The sequence below is a fragment of the Agrobacterium sp. GD03872 genome, from assembly GCF_029840625.1.
Taxonomy (GTDB): Bacteria; Pseudomonadota; Alphaproteobacteria; order Rhizobiales; family Rhizobiaceae; genus Agrobacterium; species Agrobacterium fabrum_A.
In genome coordinates, this window is record NZ_JAOCCY010000019.1 from 45,350 (window position 1) to 68,349 (window position 23,000).

The following is a 23,000-nucleotide window of genomic DNA, read 5'->3' on the forward strand; positions in this document are numbered from 1 at the left end:
GTTCTGCGGCTTATGAAGCCGGAGTAAGCGGATTGTCGGCATCCCCCCTGCTGCCGGCGGCGGCGTCCTCTTCGGTCTTCTCCTCCAGAAAGCCGAGCGAGGTGGCGCGGATCAGCCTTTCCTGATGCATGAGAAGATGCTGGCGCATCGCTTCACCGGCCCTGGCCGGATCGCGGTCGGCTATGGCATCGACGATGGCCAGGTGCTGCTCGAAAGACGCCCTACCATTCGTGCCGCTGCGCCGCGCAAGTTCGCGGATCGATTGCCAGGCATCGTCCTGGCGAACGCGGTTGATGACATCGAAAATCGACAGGAAGAGCTTGTTGCCGGCGCTCTGGGCGATCTGGCGGTGAAGCGAACCGTCCCACAGCTCCTTGGCGTCCGCATCGGTGCTCTGCCCGGTTTTTTCCACAAGCGCGCGCATGCGCTCCACTTCGGCGGGCTTGGCGCGCATGGCCGCGAGCTGTGCCAGCTGCGGTTCGATCCTGAGGCGCACTTCCATGATTTCCATGAAATCCGTGCCGGCAACGAGTTCGGTGACCTGCGCGGACCAATCATCCGGCTTTTCACCCAAAAAGGTTCCAGCCCCCTGCCGGCGCCAGATCAGGCCTTCGGCTTCCAGAACCTCAAGGGCGCGGCGAATGGAGCGACGGCCGACATTCAGGGCCTCCGCAAAAGCCCGCTCCGTCGGCAGCTTGCCATCCCTCGCGAGTTGATTCGTCCGGATGTACTCCCGCAGCTTCGCCAGGGCGTAATTGGAATTATCGTTGGGGTTTGCAGTCACGCCGCACCATTTTATCGAACCAATCTTATATTGGTTCATTTGGTGATAAATTTGCGCAAGCGTCAAGCTCATTTCTGAGCGACAAACACATGCGCTCAAAATATGGGCAGACAGCATGCGTGAGAAGCGGAATCCCTGCGTCGGGTCGGACAGGGTGGCGAGTGTCGGGGTCGGGATTATGGTTTCCCGACCGGGCCGCCCGGGATCGTGGAGCTCAAACGAAACCGGGCAGCCGAAGGGCTGCCCGGATAGTTTCGACGATGTTGACGCTCAACCGAACAGCGCAAGGCTGCTCCTCACCGTCACCCACACGCCCCAGAGAAGCGGAATGCCGACCGCAGCCCAGGCAAGGGCCGCCTTGGCATCGAGCCCGCCGCGCCCGATACCGAAGGAGCCTGTGGGCCCGGCATTGGCGGCAGCCGTCTTCGCCTGCAAGGCGGCAACCTCCGCATCGGACATGAACCACTTGTCGGCAAGCGGGCGGACGAAGGCATTGGCGACAAGGCCGATGGCCAGCATGCCCGCCAGAATATACATGGTGCTGGTATAGAGCGCCGGCCCGGGAGCCACACCCGCCGCGATCTGCGCCTCGCGGATGTAGTTGACGACAACGGGTCCGGCGATGCCGGCCGTCGCCCATGCGGTCAGCAGGCGGCCATGGATTGCGCCCACGAACTGTGTCCCGAAAATATCGGCGAGATAGGCGGGAATGGTTGCGAAACCGCCGCCATACATGGAGAGGATGATGCCGAAGGCCAGAACGAACAGCGCCTTGTTGCCCATCGTCGCAAGCGTCGGCGCCAGCGCATAAAGGATGATGCCGAGAATGAAGAAGCAGAAATAGGTGTTCTTGCGCCCGATCCTGTCGGACATCGACGCCCAGAAGAAGCGCCCGCCGATATTGAACAGCGAGAGCAGCCCGGTGAAACCGGCGGCAATGGCCGCGATCTGGGCCTTCTGGCCGGCATCGAGATCGGCGAAACCAACGCCCGGCAGGCCGATGAGCGAGCCCGCGAAGATTTCCTGCAGCATGGGCGAGGCCATGCCGATAACCCCGATGCCCGCTGAGACGTTAAGGCACAGCACCGCCCAGATCAGCCAGAATTGCGGCGTCTTGTGCGCGTCGCGCAGGTGCACATGCCGGTGGGTTATCATCGCGCTTTTGGCGGCCGGCGCCGTCCAGCCTTCCGGACGCCAGCCGGCTGGCGGGATTCGATAACCGAAGGCGCCCGCCATCATGAAGGCGAAATAGATCAGCGCCATGACGACGAAAGTCTGCCAGACGCCGACGGACGTGTCGGTCTTGAAGATGTTCATCAACAGGTTGGCGAGCGGCGCGCCGATCATCGCCCCGCCGCCGAAGCCCATGATGGCCATGCCCGTCGCCATGCCGCGACGGTCCGGAAACCATTTGATCAGGGTCGACACCGGCGAAATATAACCAAGGCCGAGACCGACCCCGCCGATGACACCCGCGCCCAGCCACATCAGCCACAGCTGGTGCGTCATGACGCCGAGCGCCGCAACGAGAATGCCGCCGCACCAGCAGCAGGCGGAGACGAAGCCCGCCTTGCGCGGTCCGACCCGTTCCAGCCAGCCGCCCCAGATGGCAGCCGAGCAACCGAGAAGAACGAAGAACAGCGTGTAAATCCAGCCGAGATCGGCCACACGCCAGTTGCACTGCGTGGTGAACAGCGCCCCCATGAGGGTGAGGCTGGAGCAGCTTGGGTCCGTCGCCGGCAGCGCCTTCGACAGCGGCAGCCAGAAGACGCTGAAGCCATAGGCCATGCCGATGCATAAATGGATTGCCAGGGCTGCCGGCGGCACCAGCCAGCGATTGAAACCCGGCCTTGCGATTATTCTTTCGCGGTCCAACAATCCGGCCTGCGCCGCCTCTCCCGCCGTTACGCCTGCTACTGCCATCGACATTACCTCCCTCGTGGATGTCTGGACATTTCCCATTCGCCCCGCCAGGCGACTATTCATGTCGCCGAACGTCCCCCGCGCGGCGACACGCTTGATCTGCAGCCGCCAGGCTCAGGCCCGCGTCGTTTCCGGTACGCTCGGCTCGGAAAGGGACCCGCCGGCCATCGCCCCCTTGCCGCCCGGTGCACCCGTCGCGTCGCCGCCAGGCCCCGCGGCAGCGGCGACCGACGCATCGGGCCTTCTGATCTTTGCGGATGCCGCAAGCACGAGCGGCAGAAACTCGCCGGCGCCGGCATCCACCATTTCGAAGAAGCGGCGGCGCATGCGCGGCTCCCAGAACTTGTTGATATGGGTGGCGACCCCTTCGATACGGATATTCTCCGGCTGCGACAGGAAAAACGTCGCGATCTGGTTCGCCATCCTCACCAGCTTTTCATCCGTGTGATTGAGCAGCATGACCTCATCCCCCGCGCCGGTTCACCGCCAGCGCCTCCATGTGAGAAGGCCGGGAGAGACCCGGCCCGCAATTATTCCGCGGCTTCGAGCTTGCCAGAAATCCGCCGCGCACGGCGGCCGAGCGCGTCATATTCTTCCTGCCATTCCGTCGGCCCGTTGGAGGGCGAGACCTGCACTGCCGTCACCTTGTATTCCGGACAATTGGTCGCCCAGTCCGAAAAATCCGTGGTGATGACGTTCGCCTGCGTACCGGGATGGTGGAAGGTTGTATAGACCACGCCCGGCGCCACACGGTCGGTAATCAGCGCTCTCAGCGTCGTGTCGCCCGAGCGGCTGGCGAGCTTGATCCAGTCGCCATCCTTCACGCCACGCTGTTCGGCATCATGCGGATGGATTTCGAGCCGATCCTCCTCATGCCAGACGACGTTTTCCGTGCGCCGTGTCTGCGCGCCGACATTGTATTGCGACAGGATGCGGCCGGTGGTGAGCAGCAGCGGGAAACGCGGCCCCGTGCGTTCGTCCGTGGCCACATATTCGGTGCGGATGAACTTGCCCTTGCCGCGCACGAAACCGTCCACATGCATGATCGGCGAACCCTCAGGGAATTTTTCGTTGCAGGGCCACTGCACCGAGCCCTTCTCTTCCAGATAGGTATAGGAGACATTGGCGAAACTTGGCGTCGTCGCGGCGATTTCGTCCATAATCTCGGACGGATGGGCGTAGTTCCATGCAAGCCCCATGGCCTGCGCCAGATTCTGTGTCACTTCCCAGTCTGCATAACCGTTTTTCGGTGACATGACCTTGCGCACGCGGTTGATGCGGCGCTCGGCATTGGTGAAGGTGCCGTCCTTTTCGAGGAAGGTGGAACCCGGCAGGAAGACATGCGCGTAATTCGCCGTCTCGTTCAGGAAGAGATCGTGCACCACGACACATTCCATGGCGGCGAGACCGGCCGAAACATGCTTCGTATCCGGATCCGACTGGAGAATATCCTCGCCCTGAATGTAGATGCCCTTGAAGCTGCCATCCACGGCCGCATCGAGCATGTTGGGGATACGCAGCCCCGGCTCGTTATTGAGCTTCACGCCCCAGAGTTTTTCGAAGACGTCGCGCGTCGCATCGTCGGAAATATGCCGGTAACCCGGAAGCTCATGCGGGAAAGACCCCATGTCACAGGAGCCCTGCACATTGTTCTGCCCCCGCAGCGGATTGACCCCCACGCCGGGACGGCCGATATTGCCGGTCGCCATGGCGAGGTTGGCGATCGCCATCACCGTGGTGGACCCCTGGCTGTGTTCGGTGACACCGAGCCCGTAATAGATGGCGCCATTGCCGCCCTTGGCATAAAGACGTGCGGCGCCGCGCACCTCTTCCGCCGGCACACCGGTGAAGCTTTCGGTTTCTTCCGGGCTGTGCTGGGGTTCCGCAACGAAAGCGGCCCAATCCTCGAATTCCGACCAGTCACAGCGCTCGCGGATGAAGGCTTCGTTGAACAGCCCTTCCGTGACGATGACATGCGCAAGCGAAGTCAGCACCGCAACGTTGGTTCCGGGCTTCAGCGGCAGATGGAAGGACGCCTCCACATGCGGCGTGCGGACGAGATCGATGCGGCGCGGATCGATGACGATCAGTTTTGCGCCCTGGCGCAGCCGCTTCTTCAGCCGCGAACCGAAAACCGGATGTCCATCCGTCGGATTGGCGCCGATGACCAGCACCACGTCGGACTGCTCGACACTGTCGAAATTCTGCGTGCCGGCGGAGGTGCCGAAAGCCTGGCCGAGACCATAACCCGTCGGCGAATGGCAGACGCGGGCGCAGGTATCGACGTTGTTATTGCCGAAACCGGCACGGATGAGTTTCTGCACGAGGAAGGTTTCTTCGTTCGTGCAGCGAGACGAGGTGATGCCGCCGATGGATTCCCGGCCATATTGACCCTGAATACGCCGGAACTCCGACGCGACATGGGAGAAGGCCTCCTCCCATGTGACTTCCCGCCATGGATCGCTGATCTTTTCGCGGATCATCGGGTTGAGAATGCGGTCCCTGTGGGTGGCATAACCATAAGCGAAGCGGCCCTTGACGCAGGAATGGCCGCGATTGGCCTGCCCGTCCTTCCACGGCACCATGCGCACCAGCTCTTCACCGCGCATTTCCGCCTTGAAGGAGCAGCCGACACCGCAATAGGCGCAGGTCGTGACCAGCGAATGCTCCGGCTGGCCGATCTCGATCACCGATTTTTCGGTGAGCGTCGCGGTGGGACAGGCCTGCACGCAGGCGCCGCAGGAAACGCAGTCGGAATCGAGGAACGCCTCATGCGCACCGGGCGACACCCGGCTTTCAAAACCACGGCCTTCGATCGTCAGCGCGAAGGTGCCCTGCACTTCCTCGCAGGCGCGCACGCAGCGGGAACAGACGATGCATTTGGAAGGATCATAGGTGAAATAGGGATTGCTTTCGTCCTTCGGCATCCAGCGGGCATTGAGATCGCCATCGCCGGTGCGGGCCTTGACGTGGTTGTCGCCTTCATAACCGTAACGCACATCGCGCAGGCCAACGGCGCCGGCCATGTCCTGCAGCTCGCAATCGCCATTGGCGGCGCAGGTCAGACAGTCGAGCGGGTGGTCGGAGATATAAAGCTCCATCACGCCCTTGCGGATCTGCTTCAGCCGCTCGGTCTGCGTGTGCACGACGAGACCGGGGGCGACGGGCGTGGTGCAGGAGGCGGGAGTGCCATTGCGGCCCTCCACCTCGATCAGACAGAGGCGGCAGGAACCAAAGGCGTCAACCATGTCGGTGGCGCAGAGTTTGGGAACATCGATGCCCGCTTCGCGCGAGGCGCGCATGATCGAGGTTCCGGCCGGCACGGTCACCTGCCTGCCGTCGATGGTGAGCGTCACCATGTCGGTCGCGCGGGATTTCGGGGTTCCATAGTCGAATTCTGTCACAAGGGCCATGGTCTTACTCCGCCGCTTCAACCCGTGGGGTGGGGGCAAAATCATCAGGGAAATGCCGGAGCGCGCTCATGACGGGATAGGGCGTGAAACCGCCGAGCGCACAGAGCGAACCGAATTTCATGGTTTCGCAGAGGTCTGCGAGGAGCGCCGTATTTTTCTCCCGCTCGATGCCGAGCGCGATCCTGTCCACCGTCTCGACGCCGCGTGTGGAGCCGATGCGGCAGGGTGTGCACTTGCCGCAGCTTTCGACGGCGCAGAATTCCAGCGCGAACCGCGCCTGATGCAGCATGTCGGCAGTATCGTCAAACACCACGATGCCGGCATGCCCGATGAGGCCGCCAGCGGCGGTAAAGGCTTCATAGTCGAAGATCGTGTCGAACAGCGAAACCGGGAAATAGGCCCCGAGCGGACCGCCCACCTGCACCGCCTTGACCGGGCGGCCGGTGATCGTGCCGCCGCCGATGTCATTGACCAGCTGTCCGAGCGGCAGGCCGAAGGCGGTTTCGTAGAGACCGCCATGCCTGATGTTTCCGGCAAGCTGGATGGGGATGGTGCCATGCGAACGGCCGACGCCGAAATCGCGATAAAAGGCCGCGCCGCGATCCATGATGACTGGAATGGAGGCGAGCGAGATCACATTGTTGACGACGGTGGGCCTGCCGAACAGGCCCTGCAAAGCAGGCAGCGGCGGCTTGGCGCGCACGGTGCCGCGCTTGCCTTCCAGACTGTTCAGAAGCGAGGTTTCCTCGCCGCAGACATAGGCGCCGGCGCCCATGCGGACTTCCATGTCAAAAGCACGGCCGGAACCGAGCACGGACGGGCCGATGATGCCTTCGCGGCGGGCGATCTCGATCGCCTGCTCCATGACCTTGATGGCATAAGGATATTCCGAGCGCGTATAGATGAAGCCTTTCGTCGCGCCGGCGGCGAGGCCGGCAATCGCCATGCCTTCGATCAGCACGAAGGGATCGCCTTCCATGATCATGCGGTCGGCGAAGGTGCCGCTATCGCCCTCGTCCGCATTGCAGACGATATATTTCTGGTCTGCCACCGCATCGGCGACAGTCTTCCATTTGATACCGGTCGGGAAACCCGCCCCACCACGTCCGCGCAGGCCGCTTTCGGTCACCTGAGCGACTATGTCGAGCGGCGCCATGGCGACGGCTTTTTCGAGGCCTTTCAAGCCCTGATAGGCGCGATAGTCCTCCAGCGACAGGGGATCGGTAACGCCGCAGCGGGCAAATGTCAGGCGCGTCTGGCTTTTCAGGAACGGAATGTCCTTTGTCGGCCCGAGACAGAGACGATGCGCGCCGCCGGTGAGAAAATCCGCATCGAAAAGCGAAGCAACGTCGCCGGCCTTGACCGGCCCGTAGGCGATGCGGCCATGTTCGCTGCGCACTTCCACCAGCACTTCAAGCCAGAGCATGCCGCGCGAACCGTTACGGACAATATGCACATCGAGATTGCGGCTGGCCGCCTCACGGACGATGGCGTCGGCCACGCGGTCTGCGCCAACGGCAAGGGCGGCGGAATCGCCCGGAACAAAAACGGTGACACTCATCGGCGCGCCTCCGCCAGAATGTCGCCGAGACAGTGCTCATCCAGTCTTGCATGAAGCTCGCCATCCAGCATCAGCGCCGGCGCCTGCGCACAGAGCCCGAGGCAGAAAACCGGCTCCAGCGTGACGGAACCGTCGGCGGCGGTTTCATGCCAGTCAAGGCCAAGCCGGGACTTGATGGTTTCCGCAAGAGGCTCGCCACCCATCGACTGGCAAGCCTCGGCGCGACAGAGCTTCAAAACATGCCGACCGGACGGATGATCGCGAAAATCGGGATAGAAGGTCACGACGCCATGAACCTCGGCGCGCGATATGTTCAGTGCGGATGCAATGATCTGCTTGGCGCTTTCCGGGATGTAGCCGAATTCCTCCTGCATCGCGTGCAGGATGGGTAGCAACGGCCCCTCCAGATGGAGACAGTCATCAATGATAGCGGAGACACGGGCCGCCTCATCTGCGGCAACCGCACGGATATTCATAAGCCAGTCCTCCCAAACCGACAGGGGCAGGTACGGCGAGCGGCGCATGTTTCAGAGCCTGCGCAGTCCCTGCGTCGTCCGGGAGAATGGCGAGGCCGGCCGGATCAGGTCAATAATGTGTTTTCGTCGCCCGATAGGAAATTCCTATCAAAAACCATCGCCGCTGCGCGCTGACGCGCCTCATGAAGAAGCGCGGAAACAAGCGGCGTATGTGGTTCGCGATGGGTCGCGATCAATCCCACCAAATGTTCCGCATCCGGCTCGGTAATCGGTATCATTCTGATCTGCTTTGGAAAACCAAATGATTCCGCTATGTTACGCGGCATTATTGAAGCCCATTGTCCTGTTCGGATATGTGAAAACAGCACAATCATGGAGTTGGACTCCAATGTCGGTTTCACCTCCACCCCCGCTTCAGCCATATGCTTGTTGATGATGCGGCGGTTCTGCATATCCGAAGTCAATAGGCATAACCTAAGACCTGAAACCTGCCTCCAGGTAACGCTTTCCTGATCGGCGAGCGGCGTTCCGGCTGCTGCAATCAGGTGATATCGCTCCGAATAAAGCGGCACCGTGGTCACACGACCCAGCGGTTCGTTGTCGAGATAGCTGATTCCCGCATCGATCTCGAGGTTTTCGATCTGGCTCAAAACCTGCAGCGAGGTGCGCGACGTCACGGAAAAAGTGACATCGGGATGCCGCGCCTGAAAGGATTCCGTCAGTCGCGGCACCATCGCAAGCGCCGTCGGAATGACTGCGAGCCGGATGTGACCCGCCAGACCCTTGCGCGCCGCGCGCATCTCCTCGCGCATGGTGCGCGCATCGGCGACGATGCGACGCGCCCATTCGAGCACCCGCTGGCCCTCCGGCGTCAGCCCCTGATAACGCGCCGCGCGCACCACGAGGACGACGCCAAGCTGGTCCTCCAGCTGCCGGATCGCCGCCGAGAGACTGGGCTGCGAAACGCCGCACTCCTCCGCCGCGCGGCCGAAATGTTCTGCCCGCGCCAGTGCAATGAAAAATTCCAGCTTGTCGATCATGCGTCCTCCCGCGTCACTCGCGACCATGCGGATGCTGCGCGCAGAAGAACACTAGAACGGGACGGAGAGGCCCGCAAATGGCTTCCAGTGTTTCCCTGCAAACTGCGTGCGGACGGCACGCGTGGATTCCGCCCCGCCCGGGCAAACATGGGCATCGGCTCGACCTCGCCGCGGCCCTGCCTCACCCGTCAAGGCATTCACGCACCGTCCGGCTTGATGAAGTCGGTGATCGGGGGCGCCTTGAGGACAAACTGGCGATCCGAGCTGATATAATTGTCGGCGTGCAGGCGCGCGATCGGCTGATATCGGTCCGGATCGACATAACGCCCCTCCGCGTCGAGGCAATCCTTGTGAACATGCATGTGCACCACCTCCCCCAAAACCAGGGTACGGCGCGGATAATCGATCAAACGCTCCACACGGCACTCGAAGGCGCAGGGCGATTCCGCCGCAAAGCTCGCATCGATCTTGCTACAGGGTGTCGCCGTCAACCCGGCAATCGAAAGTTCATCCACCTCGCTGTCGAAGCCGAGGCCGCAGACCAGCATCTGTTCGGACAGGGCCATATCGACCATGTTGATGACAAATTCGGCGGTGCGGCGAATATTGGCCATCGTATCCTTCTCCTCGCCCGTCACACGTGGCTGGATACCGAGAACAACGATCGGCGGATCATGGGAGAAAACGTTGAAAAAGCTCATCGGCGCGGCATTGTTGTGGCCGGCGGGCGAACGCGTCGTGACAAGCGCTATCGGTCGCGGGCCGATAAAATTGGTCAGCAAACGATAACGGCTCTGCGGTTCAAGCGCGGTAAAATCGAATTCCATGGCAGTACCTGATTTATTGTATACAATAAAATATCATATTGAAGACAATTCCTCAATCACTCCTCACCTTGAGAAGGTCGATTTTTGCGCCAGGTTGCCGGGAGCCACGGAAGGTCCCGGGCCTCTTCGCATTTCCAGCTGTCAAAAGGGAACTGCCCCGTCCAGCTATCAGAACAAATAAAAACTCCCCGGCCTGATAGGTCCGGGGAGCAAACCTGACATCATGTCAGGAACTTTGACTGGAGCTAGTACTCACCCGTTCGGAAACGGGGTGGATCTGAGTGGCCTAACCCGATTATGCTTTTTTATTTGGACTATTAGAACGAACGCTGCAGGCGAACGAAACCGGTCCACTTGTCGCCGCCACCGTTTACGCCTTCACGACCGTCTACGTCCTGATAGGTAACCGAAGCGAGCGTGGAGAAGCCCGAGGTGATCTTGTAGCCAACGGCTACGCCAGCGCGCCATGCATCGCGGTCGCCAACGAAATCGTTGTTAGCGCCGATATCGATCGTGCCGAAGTACTGGAAGCCGGGGGTGATCGTCAGCTTATCAGTTGCCTTGATGGCGTATTCAGCAGCAACCGTCCATTCGGATTCTTCATAGTAGTAGTTTGCACCAGAAGCCCAAGCACCGGAAAGGCCAAGCGTGCCAGGACCAATGTCAGCCGTGACGATTGCACGGATAGCACCGTTTTCTTGGTTCGTGTCGTAACCGCCGAGCAGGTTGGCCTTAACGCCGCCGAACTTGGCGCCGATGATAGCGCTGACGCCAACATCGTTCGTATTGGTCTTGAACTTGCCGCCCTTCAGAACGCCGAGTTCGGAAGTGCCCTTACGCGAGCCTTCGAGTTCTTCAACTGCAACACCAGCATAGAAGGAGCCAGCGTCGTAGGTGTAACGGATAGCGTTCAGACGGGTGCGGTTGGAGCTGAGCTGGTCATACTCGCCGGAGAGACCATCGTCCCACCAGTTGTAGTAGAAACCGACCTTCAGGCCTGCGAGTTCGATGAAAGCCTGATCGAGAACGACGTTACGGTCGGTGTCGTTATCGGCCTGGCCGCGGAAACCGAAGTAGCCGCGCAGAGCGCCGAGCTCGGTGTCCGAACGGGTGTCGACGTTGAACTGGGCGCGCGTGAACGAATCCCAGTCAGAGGTGCCGGACTGGTCACGACCGAAGTCGGTCTGGAAACGGATGTAACCGTCGAACTTCAGGCAGGTTTCGGTGCCGGGGATGTAGAAGAAGCCGGTGCCGAAAGCGTCGCAGACGCGAACATATTCCATGGGCTCGGGCTCGGCAGCGACGATGGCGTCAGCGGCCTGTGCGCCGGATACTGCCGTGAGAGCGGCAGCGGAGCCGATCAAAAGGCTCTTGATGTTCATTTGTAATCTCCAGTCAAAAATTTTTCAACGAATGCGCAAATTTGAGGGCTGGTCTTTCCCTGCCGCCCGCTTCCCTGCGCTGATTCAGCAAATGACAGAAGTTGCCGCGGACTCGCAATTTAAATCGGTGAAATACAAATACAAATAAAGTACACAGTCAAATTACGTAGTAAAATTACAACAAATTAACAATTCAAAATATAATATTTTTGAGATTTATTCTCAAATAATCAAATAAATTACTAAATAAATATTCTATTAAATAGCAAATTATATAATTATAAAATAGCATCCTCTTTGATATCAGGGGGCGCCCACGCGCGCCTGCCCCCCGGATAACGAGGCGGTTTTCATTGCGGGCCGGGCCGCAGGAAATGTAATCGATACCGCATTGGACGACGCCGCTCGCCCTCATCAGGCAAACCGTACCGGGCCGATCCGGAGCGTCGCCGAAGCGGCCTAGAGGGTGCTTTGGGATAAGCCGGTGGGCAATAATGCCATCTTCGCCAGCATGTCTGCGATCGCCTCTGCCGGCACCGGGCGGCTGAAATAATAACCCTGCCCATAGGGGCAGCCGGCGTTACGCAGAAATGTCGCCTGCTCGCTGGTTTCCACACCTTCGGCAATGACATCGATGCCGAGAGACCCGGCAAGCTGGATCATGATCGAAACGATGGCGCTATCCTTGGTTTTTCCCGGCAGGTGCGTCAGGAACGAGCGGTCGATCTTCATGCAGGATAGCGGGAATGTCTTCAGCATGCCGAGACAGGAATAACCGATGCCGAAATCGTCCAGCGCCAGGCTGACGCCCATCTGTTTTATGGCGCGCATGATCCGCACCGATGTATCGACATCCTGAATGATGAGCGTCTCGGTGATTTCGATTTCGAGCATGGATGGCGCAAGGCCGGTTTCCTTCAGCACCGAGCGGATCTGCTGCACCAGCCCGCCCTGAAACTGCCGCGGCGAGATATTGACGGCCATCTTGACCGGCGAGAGGCCCGCCGCAGCCCATGCCTGCGCCTGACGGCACGCTTTGTTGAGGATGCTTTCCCCAAGTTCCACGATCAGGCCGGTCTCTTCCGCAAGGCCGATGAATTCGGCAGGCCCCAGCAGACCTTCCACCGGATGCTGCCAGCGCACCAGCGCCTCGACCCCGCTGATGCGGCCGCTGACGAGATCGACCTGCGGCTGGAAATGCAGGACGAATTCGTCCCTTTCAACCGCCTTGCGCAATTCCTCGATGCGGGTGAATTTCTTCCGCAGATCGTCCGCCATGTTCGGCGTGAAGGTGGCGATGCTGTCGCGCCCGTTATGCTTGGCGTCATACATGGCAAGATCGGCCGCCGCGACGATTTCCGCGGTGGTTTCCCCATGTTCGGGGAAAAAGGCCATGCCGATGCTGCATGTAATCTTGATATCGTAATTGCCGATGCGCAACGGCTGCGAGACCGCGGCCCGGATGCTGCGCAGACGGGTTTCGACATCGTCCCTGCGCTCTTCGAGAATGATGACGAACTCATCCCCGCCGACCCTGAGAACGAGATCGTCTCGCCGAAGGCTTTTCGCGATGCGCCCGGCGGTCTTCGACAGCAGCTCATCGCCGATGCTGTGGCCGAGCGTATCGTTGATCTGCTTGAAATTGTCGAGATCGAGAAATCCGATGCCGACCCTTCGGTTCGCTTTTGTCGCCGCCGCCAGTATTTCCGGCAGTCTTGTATCCAGGAAGCGGCGGTTCGGCAGCCGGGTCAGCATATCGTGATCCGCCAGAAAGGCGATGTGTTCCGCCGCCCTTTTGCGGTCGATCGCCAGACCCGCCATGCGCGCAGCCGCGCCGATGAATTCCACCAGTTCCGCATCCGGCTTGCGGCCGGCCAGCATGCACCAGACGAAGCCATGCGCCTTGCCTTCGCTTGCGGGAATGTCGAAGCTAAAGGCCGTGTTTCCCACCGGCTGGGGCAGGCTTTCCGGATCGCTGACGCTGGAAACGAGCGCGGCCAGCCCCTCCTGCCGCGCAAGCGCGGGCGAGGCATAAACAGAGGGTTCGCCAGCTGCGGCAGCGAACACCCGCACGGCACAGGCCAGCCCGGTTGCGAGATTTTCAATTTCCTTGACGAATTCTTCGAGAAAATCCTCGATACGCGCCGCCGCCACGATCATTTCCAGAATATGCGCCTGCGCCTGTAGCAGCCTTTCCGAAGCCTTCTTCTGGGTTATATCCCGCGAGGCCCCCACCACGCCGATGATGTTGCCGGCCTTGTCCCTCAGCGGCACACGCGACATCATGAGCCAGCGATCGATATCGCCCCGCATGGCGCGTTCCTCGTAACCGAGATCCGGTTCCCCGGTGCGCATCACCCGCGCTTCGGTATCGGGAATGCCCGCGCGCTGCGCCGCCTCGCCATGAATATCGTAGTCGGTGAGCCCGATCAGCTCCTCCACCGCGCGGAAACCGTTTTCGGTGACGATTGCGCGATTGGCAAAAAGGAAGCGGCCTTCCAGATCCTTGGCGTAGATGAAATCCGGCACATGATCGATCATGGCCTCCAGAAGCGCATATCGGTCAGAGGGATTGTCGGTTGCGCTTGCCGCAGGAGAAGCAGATGGCGCAATGCCGCGCTTTTTTCGCGACATCCGGTCCTGCACGGGTGTCTTCGGGCCTTTGGAACGCACCTCTCCGCCTCATCGCTTGGGAAGGAAGCAGAATAGTAGGATTATACATATTATATAATGATGAACAATGAACGGAGATCGAAACGCACGGCGCGACAAATGCCGCGCCGTGCGTTTCGTTCTCCTTGAAAAGAATATCTCACACCACCGGCGTCGGCAGGTCCTTGCCGGCAAAATGGGCATCGAGATTGGCGAGAACCAGATCAGCCATGGCGCGCCGCGTCTGGTGCGTGCCGCTGCCGACATGCGGGGCGAGCGTGACGGTGTCGAAAGCGAAAAGCGCTTCCGGCACGCGCGGCTCATCCTCGAAGACATCCAGCGCAGCGCCGCCGATCGTGCCGTTCGAAAGCGCCTCGACCAGCGCCTTCTCATCCACCAGCGAACCGCGCGCCACATTGACGAGCACGCCCTGGGGACCAAGGGCCTTCAACACATCCGCATTGACGATATGGCGCGTTTCGGCGGTGGCGGCAGCGGCGATGATCAGCACGTCACAATTGGCGGCCAGTTCTTCTATACTGCCGTAATAATCATAAGCGACATCGCGGCGGTTTCTGGCAGTATAGGAAATGCGCGCATCAAAACCTTCGAGCCGCTTTGCGATGGCCTGGCCGATGCGGCCGAGGCCGAATATGCCGTAACGGCGGCCGGCCACGCGGGTGGAAAGCCCCATATCGCCCTTCAGCCATTGGCCTGTGCGCACATGCTGGTCCGCCTGCGGCAACTTGCGCGCCTGCGCCAGAACCAGACCCAGCGCGAGGTCAGCGACATCCGCCGTCAACACGTCAGGCGTATTGGAAACGCGGAAACCGCGCCGTTTGGCATCAGTGAGATCGACCTTGTCGAAACCGACGCCGTTGATGGCGACGATTTCAAGATTGGGGAGTGCAGCACCAATATCCGCCGGTAGGCCGATATGGCCGCCGGTGACGACGCCGCGGATCGCCGCGCCCTTTTCGGAAAGGTACGCCGCCTTGTCCGCAGTCTCGAACAGGCGATGCACGGTGAAGCGCTGCGCAAGTTCCTCTTCCAGTGCCGGGATGAGCGGGCACAGTTGCACGATTTCAGTGGTCATGATTTTTCCTTTGCGCCGGTGAGCTATTTCACATCGGCCTTGACGAATTGCCGGAGTTCCGGCGTTTGCGGGTTGGCGAAGAGTTCGGACGAACGACCCTGTTCCCAGATCTTGCCCTTGTGCATGAAGATGGTTTCGGTCGCCACGCGGCGCGCAAAGGCCATTTCATGGGTGACGAGGATCATGGTCATGCCGTCTTTCGCGAGGTTTTCCATGACGGTCAGCACTTCCTCGGTCAATTCAGGATCGAGCGCCGAGGTCACCTCGTCGAACAGCATCACCTTCGGCCGCATGGCGAGCGAACGGGCAATCGCCACGCGCTGCTGCTGGCCGCCGGAAAGCTGGTCGGGATAGGAATCGAATTTCTCCGAAAGGCCGACGAGTTGCAGAACTTCGCGGGCAATATCCTTGGTTTCCGATTTCGCCACATCCTTGACGATGCGCGGCGCGAGCATGATGTTTTCGCCGACCGTCAGATGCGGAAAGAGATTGTAGCTCTGGAACACGATGCCGACATCGGTGCGCAGCTTGCGCAGCGCCTTGGCATCTTCGCCGATCGCATGACCGGCGATTTCGATGCGGCCCGAATTGATCTTCTCCAGCCCGTTCATGCAGCGCAGCAGCGTGCTCTTGCCCGAACCCGAGCGGCCGATGAGGGCGAAAACTTCACCGCGGCCGACCGTCAGCGACACGCCTTTGAGGACTTCCAGAGCGCCAAAGCTCTTGTGAACGTTTTCAACGATTACTTCCGGCATGAAGCCTCCTTTCCAGCCAACGCGACAGCTGGGACAACGGGTAGCAGACGATGAAATAAAGCACGGCCACGGCGACGAAGACGCGGAACGGCTGGAACGTGGCATTGTTGATGAGCTGCCCCGCTCTCGCCAGTTCGACGAAACCGATGATCGATGCGATGGACGTATTCTTGACGACCTGAACGGCAAAACCGACGGTCGGCGGCAGTGAAATGCGGATCGCCTGCGGCAGGATGACGTAGCGATATTGCTGGGCGCGGGTCAGCGCCAGCGATTCCGACGCTTCCCATTGCTGCTTCGGCACCGCCTGGATGCAGCCGCGCCAGATTTCCGCGAGATAACCCGATGTATAGATCGTCATCGAGGCGCCGGCGGCAAAGAGCGGCGGCAGTTCCAGCCCGGCAAGGCTGAGGCCGTAATAGGACAGGAACAGGATCATCAGCACCGGAATGCCCTGAATCACCTGAATATAGGTGCCGGCGGCAATGCGCAGCGCCTTGAAATTCGAGGTGCGGGCGAGCGCCACGAAGAAGCCGACAATGCCGCCGCCGATAAGCGCAATGATCGTCAGAAGCACGGTCCATTGCAGGGCGGTCAGCAGGAAGCCGAATTCGTTCCAGCCGAAAGTTCGAAGAGTCATGACTGCACCTCCGGCATGGCGGTCATCGTCTTGCGGGCAACGCGGCGGCCGAACAGCCACATGCCGACAAGGGCAAGGATGAGCCGCAGGCTGAGCGCCAGCGCAAGATAGATGAGCGTGACGACGATATAGACCTCGAAGGAGCGATAGGTCTGCGATTCCACGAAGGCTGCGGCAGCCGCAAGCTCATGGGTGGAAATGGCCGAACATATGCTCGATGCCAGCATCATCAGCACGAACTGGCTGCACAGCGAGGGATAGACCTTGGCGATGGCAGGCACGATGATGACGTGGCGATAGATCTGATACTTGGTGAAGCCGAGCGCCTCGCCCGCCTCGATCTGCGACTTGTGCACCGCCTCGATGCCGGCGCGGATGATTTCCGTCGAATAGGCCGCAAGGTTGATCGTCATGCCGATCAGCGCCGCCGTATCCGCCCCTACCCTGAAGCCGAGGCCCGGCAGGCCGAAATAGACGATGAAAAGCTGCACGAGAAACGGCGTATTGCGGATGACTTCCACATAACCGTCCACGATGATGCGGACGATGCCACCATTGATGGACCGCAGCGAGGCCAAAAGAATGCCGAAAGCGCAGCCGAGCACGATGGACATGACAGACAGCTTGATCGTCAGCCATATGCCGTTCAGAATCTCGTTCTGATACTGGGCGAGCGCGCCGAATTGGAATGTATAGGACATGCGTCACTCCGTTGACATTTCCCGGGCCCGCCGAAAATCTTCCCGGCGGGCGCGTTGAAAGGCTCAATCAGAAGCTTGGCAATTGCGGCAGCGGACGGCCGGTCCACTTGACCGAGATGCGGTCGAGATCGCCGGACATCTTCATGAGGTAGATGGAGGTGTTCAGCCATTGGCGCAGCTCGAAGTCCTCAAGCTTGGTCGCCATGGAATTGCCCTGCTGGAAGAAGGTGAAACCAACCTGCAGACCGGCTTCTGGGCGCTGTTTGATGATCGCTTCGCCAACCGTGGACGGCAGTGCGACGGCATCGACCTGACCGGCGAGCAGGGCCTGGGCGCTGGTGGAATCGTCTTCGTAAACGACGATTTCGAGACCTTCGACATTGGCCTTGCGTAGCGCGGTTTCCTGCGAGGAACCGCGATTGACCGAAACGCGCTTGCCCTTGAGGCTGTCGAGATTTTCGAACTTCTGGTCCTTGCCGGAAATAATGTCCATGTTGAAGGCGCTGTAGGGCTGCGTGAACATCACGGTCTTGGCGCGTTCACCGGTCGGCGCAAGCGTCGCAACAAGGAAATCGACCTTGCCGGTCTGAAGTGCGGGAATGCGCGCGGGCGGTGTCAGCGGCACCAGTTCCACCGGCAGCGACAGATAGGTGCCAATGAGGTTGGCGACATCCACGTCATAACCGGAAGGATTACCCTTCTCGTCCACCATGCCCATCGGCGGCGCACCGGTCAGAACACCGATCTTGACCTTGCCGCGCGCCGTGATCTCGCTGAGCGATACGGCATGGGCGGATGTGCTGGCCGCAAGCGTTGCTGCTGCAACACCGACGGCAACGGTCATGTTCTTCAGAAATCTTGAAATGCTCATGGTTTCTCCTCCAACCTTATAAGTGGCTGCCCAGAATGGAACAGCGGCCTTGCGCAAACCGAAAAATGTTCTCGATAACATTTTAACGCGATTGACTAAAAACTCCTCCCAAGAAACCGCGAAAGCACAAAACCAGATGAATTTCCCATGAAATTCAATGTTTTCGGCTGGTTATCGATTTTCCTCTGTTCGACACCGTTTCACGTTCTTGGCAGGATCAATAATGCATGTTATCGGTATCATTGCAAGTCCGATCTACAGAACTGTTTCGGTCGGCAATCATTCGGGAGGAAACATGTATACACGCTCGGCAATTTTCGAAGGCAGGATTCACGCTGGCCGGGAGGAGGAGTTTTTCCGCATCGTCGAGGAAAAATTGCTGCCGGTCTGGAAACGCATGCCGAATGCACAGGCCGTTCGGGTGATGCGCACCGAGCGGACCGATCCGGACGCCGCCTCGATCATCATGGTGCAGGAAATCGACTATCCGTCGATGGAGGCAGTGGAGGAAGCGCTGGTTTCCCCCGTCCGGCTGGAAGGCCGGGTGCTAACGGATGAGATGATGAGCATGTGCGACGGGCGTTTTTACCATCTGGTCTATAGCCGCGTCGCATAAATCCGGTGCACGCCGCATCGATCTGCAATCATACGGCGTGCTTTCCCTTGATATCTTCGTGTATGTCTTGTCCTGAACCGGTTCGAATTTAGGGAGACATGCTTTGGTGGAGCGCACGCCCTTGGCCGCAGCGTTAGTCACGTCAAAAAAAGCTACCATGAGCGATGTCTCGAAACTCGCGGGCGTCTCCAAGATGACCGTTTCGCGGGTACTGGCCGATCCCGCGCTGGTGTCGGAAGAGACTCGTCAGAAGGTGATGAAAGCCATCGAGAAGCTGGGTTATGTGCCAGACCGGATCGCCGGCTCGCTATCCTCCCGCCGCACCAATTTCATCACCGCCATCCTGCCGACGCTCACCAACTCCAACTTCGCCGATAGCGCACAGGGGCTTGCCAATGCGCTGCGCGCCGCCGATTACCAATTGCTGATCGGTTACACCATGTACGATCTGCAGGAGGAGGAACGCGTCATCCGCACCATGATGGAGCGCCGTCCCGATGCCATCGTCGTCGCCGGCACGGTGCATACCAAAATGGCGAGCGAGGTGCTGATGCGCGCTGGCATTCCGATCGTGGAAATCTGGGATGTGCCCGAACACCCGATCGACCACGCGGTCGGTTTTTCCAACTACGAAGTGGGAAGAACCGCCGCCAAATATCTGATATCGCTCGGCTTCAAGCGAATCGGCGCGCTCGGCTCAAGGGCCGATGGCGATGTGAAGGACTGGCGCGGCGAAAGCCGCCTGCTCGGCTTTGGTGCCGCACTTCGCGAAGCCGGCATTGCCGACGATCTCATCATCCGCGAAGGCAGCGCCCCGGTCTCCTATGACCACGGGGCAAAAACACTGGGCTCGCTGCTTGAAAAGGCGCCGGATGTCGAAGGCATTTTCGCAGTCTCCGATATTTCCGCCGTCGGCGCGCTGATGGAATGTCATCGCCGTGGCATTCATGTGCCCGATCAGGTCTCGATTCTCGGCTTCGGCGATTTCGATATCGGCCGGCAATGTTACCCGGCGATTTCAACGATCCGCGTCGATGCCCAGATGATCGGCCGCAAGGCGGGCGAATTGCTGCTGTCGATACTGGAGGCGGAGAAGGATGCCATTGTTCCCGAGGGTGCAAGGGTGGATGTCGGCTTCGAGCTGATCGTGCGGGAGACGACGAAGCGGTTGAGCCAGTGAGCGTCTAGCCCTATTGGGACGAGCGGGTGCTACTTGCTTCTTCTCCCCGCCGGGGAGAAGTCCGCGGCAGCGGGATGAGGGGCTAGCTCTCCGCATATCGTTAGCGTTGCCCCCTCATCCGACCCTTCGGGCCACCCTCTCCCCGGCGGGGAGAAGAAATATCATCGCTCCCCCATCTCGACGTCATCCTCGGGCTCGACCCGAGGATCCATGGTAACGCCGGAAGGTGGATCCTCGGGTCAAGCCCGAGGATGACGGAGGAGGTCTGGAGAGGGTCTTACCGCGCACCCCAGGTATCCGTCAGACGATACCCTTCCGGCCACGGATCGGACGGATCGAGCATGTGCTGGTGGATACCGGTGATCCAGCCGCGGCCGGAGATTTCCGGCAGGATGGCCGGACGATCACCGACCGTTGTCGTTCCAAGAATACGGCCGGTGAAGGTGGAGCCGATCAGCGACACCGCCGTCAGGGTTTCGCCTTCCTTCATCTCGCCGCGCGCATGCAGCACCGCCATGCGGGCCGAAAGCGCCGTGCCTGTCGGTGAACGGTCCACCTTGCCCGGCTGGATGGCGACGGCCGCCCCTGCCCGCAGGCCTTCGGCCGTGCGCTCCACCTTGCCGGCGAACAGGCAGAAGGAAAAATGCCGCCAGTCCGGGTTTTCGGGATGGTCGAAACCCAAAGCCCTGTTGGCGGCATTGGTGATGCGTACGCCGAGGCGGGCGATGTCATGCGCCTCTTCCGGCTTCAGGCTGAAACCCATGGCTTCGGCGTCGACGATGACGAAACTGTCGCCGCCATAAGCGGTGTCCACTTTCAGCTTTCCGAGACCTTCGACCTCGAGTTCGGCATCGAGTTTCGCGGCAAAGCTCGGCAGGTTCTGCACGAAAATGCGCTCCGCCTTGCCGTTGCGGCATTCGGCGCGCACCTTCACCAGTCCGCCCGGCGCTTCCAGCAGCATATGGGTTTCCGGCTCCTGCATCGGCACGATACCGCCATCCAGCAGCACGGTGGAAACGCAGATGGAGTTGGAACCGGACATGGGCGGCGTGTCTTCCGGCTCCATGATGATGAAGGCGGCATCCGCGTCAGGATGTTTCGGCGGCACCAGCAGGTTGACATGGCGGAACACGCCGCCGCGCGGCTCGTTGAGCACGAAGTTGCGCAGCGTCTCATCGCGGGCGATGAAGCGGCTCTGCTCCCAGATCGTCTCGCCCGGCGGCGGCCTGACGCCACCAACGATCACATCTCCCACCTCACCTTCCGCATGGGCGGAAATGACGTGAACGGTCTTGATACTGCGCATTCAAAACTCCTTAGGAAAGCCATGAAGGAAGAAGGGATGGGGCACGGCCGGTCAGCGCGCTTTCAACGCAATCGGCAAGGCTGCCGAAGCGCACGGCGCGGCCGCTGAGGCCGGGTCCGTAATGGGCATATTTGCCGGAATTGGTCATCAGGGCACGGGTCTTCGTCGGGAAAACCGGCTCGGAAATGGAGCACCAGCAAAGATCAGGCAGCACCTGCACGCCGCTGTCGCGCAGGCTTTGCAAAGTGCCGTCCTGCCCGGCCGCATCGATGACCTGCTGGCCGGCTGTGACGATGACGGCGACATCCGCGTGACGCCGACGGCCGGCAAATTCAGCCGCAAGCGCGTGGCACTCCTCCAGCGAGGCATGCGGACTGCCGATGGCGACAAGTTGCACCTCTTCCGGTCCCTCATTGAGAAGCGACCAGCCGGCGGCCATATCGGAAGGTGAAACAGTAACGATATCGGCCGTTTCGAGAGGCGGAAGACCGGCTTCCGGCGTTACGCCCTCTATATGAAGCATGGGCGCAGCGGAGGTGGTGCCGAAAGCGGCGCAAAGCGCCTTTAGATCATCCCGTGATGGCTTCGCAGGGCCAAGGCCGCGCAGCAGCGGAATGCAATCCGGTGCGGCCTTGCCCGCCAGATAACCGATGAGCGGCCAGAAGGCATCATCCACGCCCTGCGGCAACGCCACATTGACGATGCGCTGAGGACGGCGATTTTCCTCCAGATAGACGCCGGCAAGCGGCGCCCTGCCCGTCAGCGCGATGCAGAGATCGAGAAAATCCGGATGTTTCGCCGTGCGCGCGCCAAGAACCGTATTGGCGAAGATCACCGCGTTCGATTCGGCCCAGGCGATCATGTCGCCGGCCTGCGGCGCGCTGTCGAGCAGGTAAGGCGAACAGGTGAAAGTCGGGCGACAGCCCATGCGCACATAGGCATCCGCCAGCCTTGCGGCCGGGTCGCCGAAATCCTCCGGCATGCCCTGCGAACGCCAATGCGCCTTGTCCACCGAAATGGCGTTCATGGTCGTCGGCACCCGTACCTTCGCACCCATCTCCGCCATTTTTTCCGCGAAGGTGAGATTTGCGGGGCTGGCATAGATGCAGCCGTCAATATGGCCCTGCGTGACATCGACAAGCGCCGATGCCCCCTGCTGGGCGGCCATGGCGACGGTGATGCGCATGGCCTGCTGCACGGCGATGCCATCGCGCCCTTCGAGCATGGCCCGGTCGTCATCCCTGAGATCGAGATGCGCCGTCGCCGGCGGCGTGATGGCAAGGGAAACGCCATCGGCTTCGATGGCCGTCTCATCGATACGGACATGAACGGCTTTGGAGAACCGGGCGAAATTTTCCGCGTCAAGGCGCAGCACCGGCAAAGGCTTGCCGAACATTTCGGCGGCGATCAGCGCGCCCAGTGTCAGCACGTCCTCGGCCTCGCAGAAGACCAGCGCCGAGGGCGCACGGCCCGTCAGGATAAGATCGAGCAAGACGCCCGAACCGGTGCAGGAGCCACGGCTGGTGGGCATGAACAGCACGCCGCCGGTGAGACAGACACCATGCAATGGGTGGTGCACGTCGATCACCCCACCGGTGGCGGGATCGACGCCGCCCCAGAAACTCAGCGCTTCGGTCGTCGCAATCACGGGACCTTCAGCCGCCCCCGGCAAAATGCTGCGGGCTTCAGGAACGGCTGTTGTCGAAACGGCAGAAGACATCGAAAATCTCCCCAAAGCATTTCCAGTAAAACTGCGTAGCGGTTTTACGCCCGGAAA

The 23,000-nt window shown here is 60.6% G+C and carries 19 protein-coding genes; 2 read left to right on the plus strand and 17 right to left on the minus strand.

The window, feature by feature from the left end:
- Nucleotides 1-10 precede the first annotated feature (10 nt).
- The 15 genes from N5D22_RS23985 to N5D22_RS24055 all read right to left on the minus strand — a co-directional run bounded on the left by N5D22_RS23985 (nt 11) and on the right by N5D22_RS24055 (nt 18,121).
- Nucleotides 11-823: a FadR/GntR family transcriptional regulator gene (locus tag N5D22_RS23985; RefSeq protein ID WP_279658406.1), complete on the minus strand. Its 813-nt coding sequence runs from the start codon at nt 821-823 to the stop codon at nt 11-13.
- 231 nt (nt 824-1,054) lie between these two features.
- Nucleotides 1,055-2,707 carry an OFA family MFS transporter gene (locus N5D22_RS23990; protein WP_279658407.1) on the minus strand — a complete coding sequence of 551 codons (1,653 nt, stop codon included), beginning with the start codon at nt 2,705-2,707 and terminating at the stop codon, nt 1,055-1,057.
- 114 nt (nt 2,708-2,821) lie between these two features.
- The gene (locus N5D22_RS23995) at nt 2,822-3,166 is read right to left on the minus strand and encodes a formate dehydrogenase subunit delta (RefSeq protein WP_279658408.1); all 345 of its coding nucleotides are present in this window, start codon (nt 3,164-3,166) and stop codon (nt 2,822-2,824) included.
- A gap of 71 nt (nt 3,167-3,237) precedes the next feature.
- Nucleotides 3,238-6,120, minus strand: a complete 2,883-nt coding sequence (gene fdhF, locus N5D22_RS24000; RefSeq protein WP_279658409.1) for a formate dehydrogenase subunit alpha — start codon at nt 6,118-6,120, stop codon at nt 3,238-3,240.
- A gap of 4 nt (nt 6,121-6,124) precedes the next feature.
- Nucleotides 6,125-7,681: an NADH-quinone oxidoreductase subunit NuoF gene (locus N5D22_RS24005; protein WP_279658410.1), complete on the minus strand. Its 1,557-nt coding sequence runs from the start codon at nt 7,679-7,681 to the stop codon at nt 6,125-6,127.
- The gene (locus N5D22_RS24010) at nt 7,678-8,157 is read right to left on the minus strand and encodes a formate dehydrogenase subunit gamma (protein ID WP_279658411.1); all 480 of its coding nucleotides are present in this window, start codon (nt 8,155-8,157) and stop codon (nt 7,678-7,680) included. The genes N5D22_RS24005 and N5D22_RS24010 overlap by 4 nt, the downstream gene beginning before the upstream one ends.
- Before the next feature lie 104 nt (nt 8,158-8,261).
- Nucleotides 8,262-9,197: a LysR family transcriptional regulator gene (locus N5D22_RS24015; RefSeq protein ID WP_279658412.1), complete on the minus strand. Its 936-nt coding sequence runs from the start codon at nt 9,195-9,197 to the stop codon at nt 8,262-8,264.
- Nucleotides 9,198-9,394: 197 nt separating this feature from the next.
- Nucleotides 9,395-10,024 (minus strand): flavin reductase family protein, encoded by a 630-nt coding sequence (locus N5D22_RS24020; RefSeq protein WP_279658413.1) that lies wholly within the window; start codon nt 10,022-10,024, stop codon nt 9,395-9,397.
- A gap of 317 nt (nt 10,025-10,341) precedes the next feature.
- On the minus strand, nt 10,342-11,406 hold the full coding sequence (locus tag N5D22_RS24025) for a porin (RefSeq protein ID WP_279658414.1): 1,065 nt from the start codon (nt 11,404-11,406) through the stop codon (nt 10,342-10,344).
- 459 nt (nt 11,407-11,865) lie between these two features.
- Nucleotides 11,866-14,040: a GGDEF and EAL domain-containing protein gene (locus N5D22_RS24030; protein ID WP_279658415.1), complete on the minus strand. Its 2,175-nt coding sequence runs from the start codon at nt 14,038-14,040 to the stop codon at nt 11,866-11,868.
- A 178-nt stretch (nt 14,041-14,218) separates the two neighbouring features.
- On the minus strand, nt 14,219-15,154 hold the full coding sequence (locus N5D22_RS24035) for a 2-hydroxyacid dehydrogenase (RefSeq protein WP_279658416.1): 936 nt from the start codon (nt 15,152-15,154) through the stop codon (nt 14,219-14,221).
- Between the two features lie 23 nt (nt 15,155-15,177).
- Nucleotides 15,178-15,909 (minus strand): amino acid ABC transporter ATP-binding protein, encoded by a 732-nt coding sequence (locus tag N5D22_RS24040; protein ID WP_003521699.1) that lies wholly within the window; start codon nt 15,907-15,909, stop codon nt 15,178-15,180.
- Nucleotides 15,890-16,549 carry an amino acid ABC transporter permease gene (locus N5D22_RS24045; protein ID WP_003521700.1) on the minus strand — a complete coding sequence of 220 codons (660 nt, stop codon included), beginning with the start codon at nt 16,547-16,549 and terminating at the stop codon, nt 15,890-15,892. The genes N5D22_RS24040 and N5D22_RS24045 overlap by 20 nt, the downstream gene beginning before the upstream one ends.
- On the minus strand, nt 16,546-17,250 hold the full coding sequence (locus tag N5D22_RS24050; RefSeq protein ID WP_279658417.1) for an amino acid ABC transporter permease: 705 nt from the start codon (nt 17,248-17,250) through the stop codon (nt 16,546-16,548). The genes N5D22_RS24045 and N5D22_RS24050 overlap by 4 nt, the downstream gene beginning before the upstream one ends.
- A 67-nt stretch (nt 17,251-17,317) precedes the next feature.
- Nucleotides 17,318-18,121 carry a transporter substrate-binding domain-containing protein gene (locus N5D22_RS24055; protein ID WP_279658418.1) on the minus strand — a complete coding sequence of 268 codons (804 nt, stop codon included), beginning with the start codon at nt 18,119-18,121 and terminating at the stop codon, nt 17,318-17,320.
- A 295-nt stretch (nt 18,122-18,416) separates the two neighbouring features.
- Here N5D22_RS24055 and N5D22_RS24060 point away from each other — a divergent pair, with 295 nt between their 5' ends.
- Nucleotides 18,417-18,737, plus strand: a complete 321-nt coding sequence (locus N5D22_RS24060; RefSeq protein ID WP_142841961.1) for a hypothetical protein — start codon at nt 18,417-18,419, stop codon at nt 18,735-18,737.
- A 157-nt stretch (nt 18,738-18,894) separates the two neighbouring features.
- Complete coding sequence (locus N5D22_RS24065; protein ID WP_279658419.1) at nt 18,895-19,917, plus strand: LacI family DNA-binding transcriptional regulator; 1,023 nt, start codon at nt 18,895-18,897, stop codon at nt 19,915-19,917.
- 277 nt (nt 19,918-20,194) lie between these two features.
- Here the strand turns inward: N5D22_RS24065 and N5D22_RS24070 are convergent, their stop codons facing one another.
- Together N5D22_RS24070 and N5D22_RS24075 are read right to left on the minus strand one after the other, a co-directional pair.
- The gene (locus N5D22_RS24070; RefSeq protein WP_279658420.1) at nt 20,195-21,223 is read right to left on the minus strand and encodes a proline racemase family protein; all 1,029 of its coding nucleotides are present in this window, start codon (nt 21,221-21,223) and stop codon (nt 20,195-20,197) included.
- 10 nt (nt 21,224-21,233) lie between these two features.
- Nucleotides 21,234-22,943: an aconitase X gene (locus N5D22_RS24075; RefSeq protein ID WP_279658421.1), complete on the minus strand. Its 1,710-nt coding sequence runs from the start codon at nt 22,941-22,943 to the stop codon at nt 21,234-21,236.
- Nucleotides 22,944-23,000: the final 57 nt, after the last annotated feature.

What these genes read in the sequence shown, in the direction of transcription:
- N5D22_RS23985 (WP_279658406.1), bottom strand. Translation starts at nt 823, where the DNA reads ATGAACCAATATAAGATTGGTTCGATAAAATGGTGCGGCGTGACTGCA.
- N5D22_RS23990 (WP_279658407.1), bottom strand. Translation starts at nt 2,707, where the DNA reads ATGGCAGTAGCAGGCGTAACGGCGGGAGAGGCGGCGCAGGCCGGATTG.
- N5D22_RS23995 (WP_279658408.1), bottom strand. Translation starts at nt 3,166, where the DNA reads ATGCTGCTCAATCACACGGATGAAAAGCTGGTGAGGATGGCGAACCAG.
- fdhF (WP_279658409.1), bottom strand. Translation starts at nt 6,120, where the DNA reads ATGGCCCTTGTGACAGAATTCGACTATGGAACCCCGAAATCCCGCGCG.
- N5D22_RS24005 (WP_279658410.1), bottom strand. Translation starts at nt 7,681, where the DNA reads ATGAGTGTCACCGTTTTTGTTCCGGGCGATTCCGCCGCCCTTGCCGTT.
- N5D22_RS24010 (WP_279658411.1), bottom strand. Translation starts at nt 8,157, where the DNA reads ATGAATATCCGTGCGGTTGCCGCAGATGAGGCGGCCCGTGTCTCCGCT.
- N5D22_RS24015 (WP_279658412.1), bottom strand. Translation starts at nt 9,197, where the DNA reads ATGATCGACAAGCTGGAATTTTTCATTGCACTGGCGCGGGCAGAACAT.
- N5D22_RS24020 (WP_279658413.1), bottom strand. Translation starts at nt 10,024, where the DNA reads ATGGAATTCGATTTTACCGCGCTTGAACCGCAGAGCCGTTATCGTTTG.
- N5D22_RS24025 (WP_279658414.1), bottom strand. Translation starts at nt 11,406, where the DNA reads ATGAACATCAAGAGCCTTTTGATCGGCTCCGCTGCCGCTCTCACGGCA.
- N5D22_RS24030 (WP_279658415.1), bottom strand. Translation starts at nt 14,040, where the DNA reads ATGTCGCGAAAAAAGCGCGGCATTGCGCCATCTGCTTCTCCTGCGGCA.
- N5D22_RS24035 (WP_279658416.1), bottom strand. Translation starts at nt 15,154, where the DNA reads ATGACCACTGAAATCGTGCAACTGTGCCCGCTCATCCCGGCACTGGAA.
- N5D22_RS24040 (WP_003521699.1), bottom strand. Translation starts at nt 15,909, where the DNA reads ATGCCGGAAGTAATCGTTGAAAACGTTCACAAGAGCTTTGGCGCTCTG.
- N5D22_RS24045 (WP_003521700.1), bottom strand. Translation starts at nt 16,549, where the DNA reads ATGACTCTTCGAACTTTCGGCTGGAACGAATTCGGCTTCCTGCTGACC.
- N5D22_RS24050 (WP_279658417.1), bottom strand. Translation starts at nt 17,250, where the DNA reads ATGTCCTATACATTCCAATTCGGCGCGCTCGCCCAGTATCAGAACGAG.
- N5D22_RS24055 (WP_279658418.1), bottom strand. Translation starts at nt 18,121, where the DNA reads ATGAGCATTTCAAGATTTCTGAAGAACATGACCGTTGCCGTCGGTGTT.
- N5D22_RS24060 (WP_142841961.1), top strand. Translation starts at nt 18,417, where the DNA reads ATGTATACACGCTCGGCAATTTTCGAAGGCAGGATTCACGCTGGCCGG.
- N5D22_RS24065 (WP_279658419.1), top strand. Translation starts at nt 18,895, where the DNA reads ATGAGCGATGTCTCGAAACTCGCGGGCGTCTCCAAGATGACCGTTTCG.
- N5D22_RS24070 (WP_279658420.1), bottom strand. Translation starts at nt 21,223, where the DNA reads ATGCGCAGTATCAAGACCGTTCACGTCATTTCCGCCCATGCGGAAGGT.
- N5D22_RS24075 (WP_279658421.1), bottom strand. Translation starts at nt 22,943, where the DNA reads ATGTCTTCTGCCGTTTCGACAACAGCCGTTCCTGAAGCCCGCAGCATT.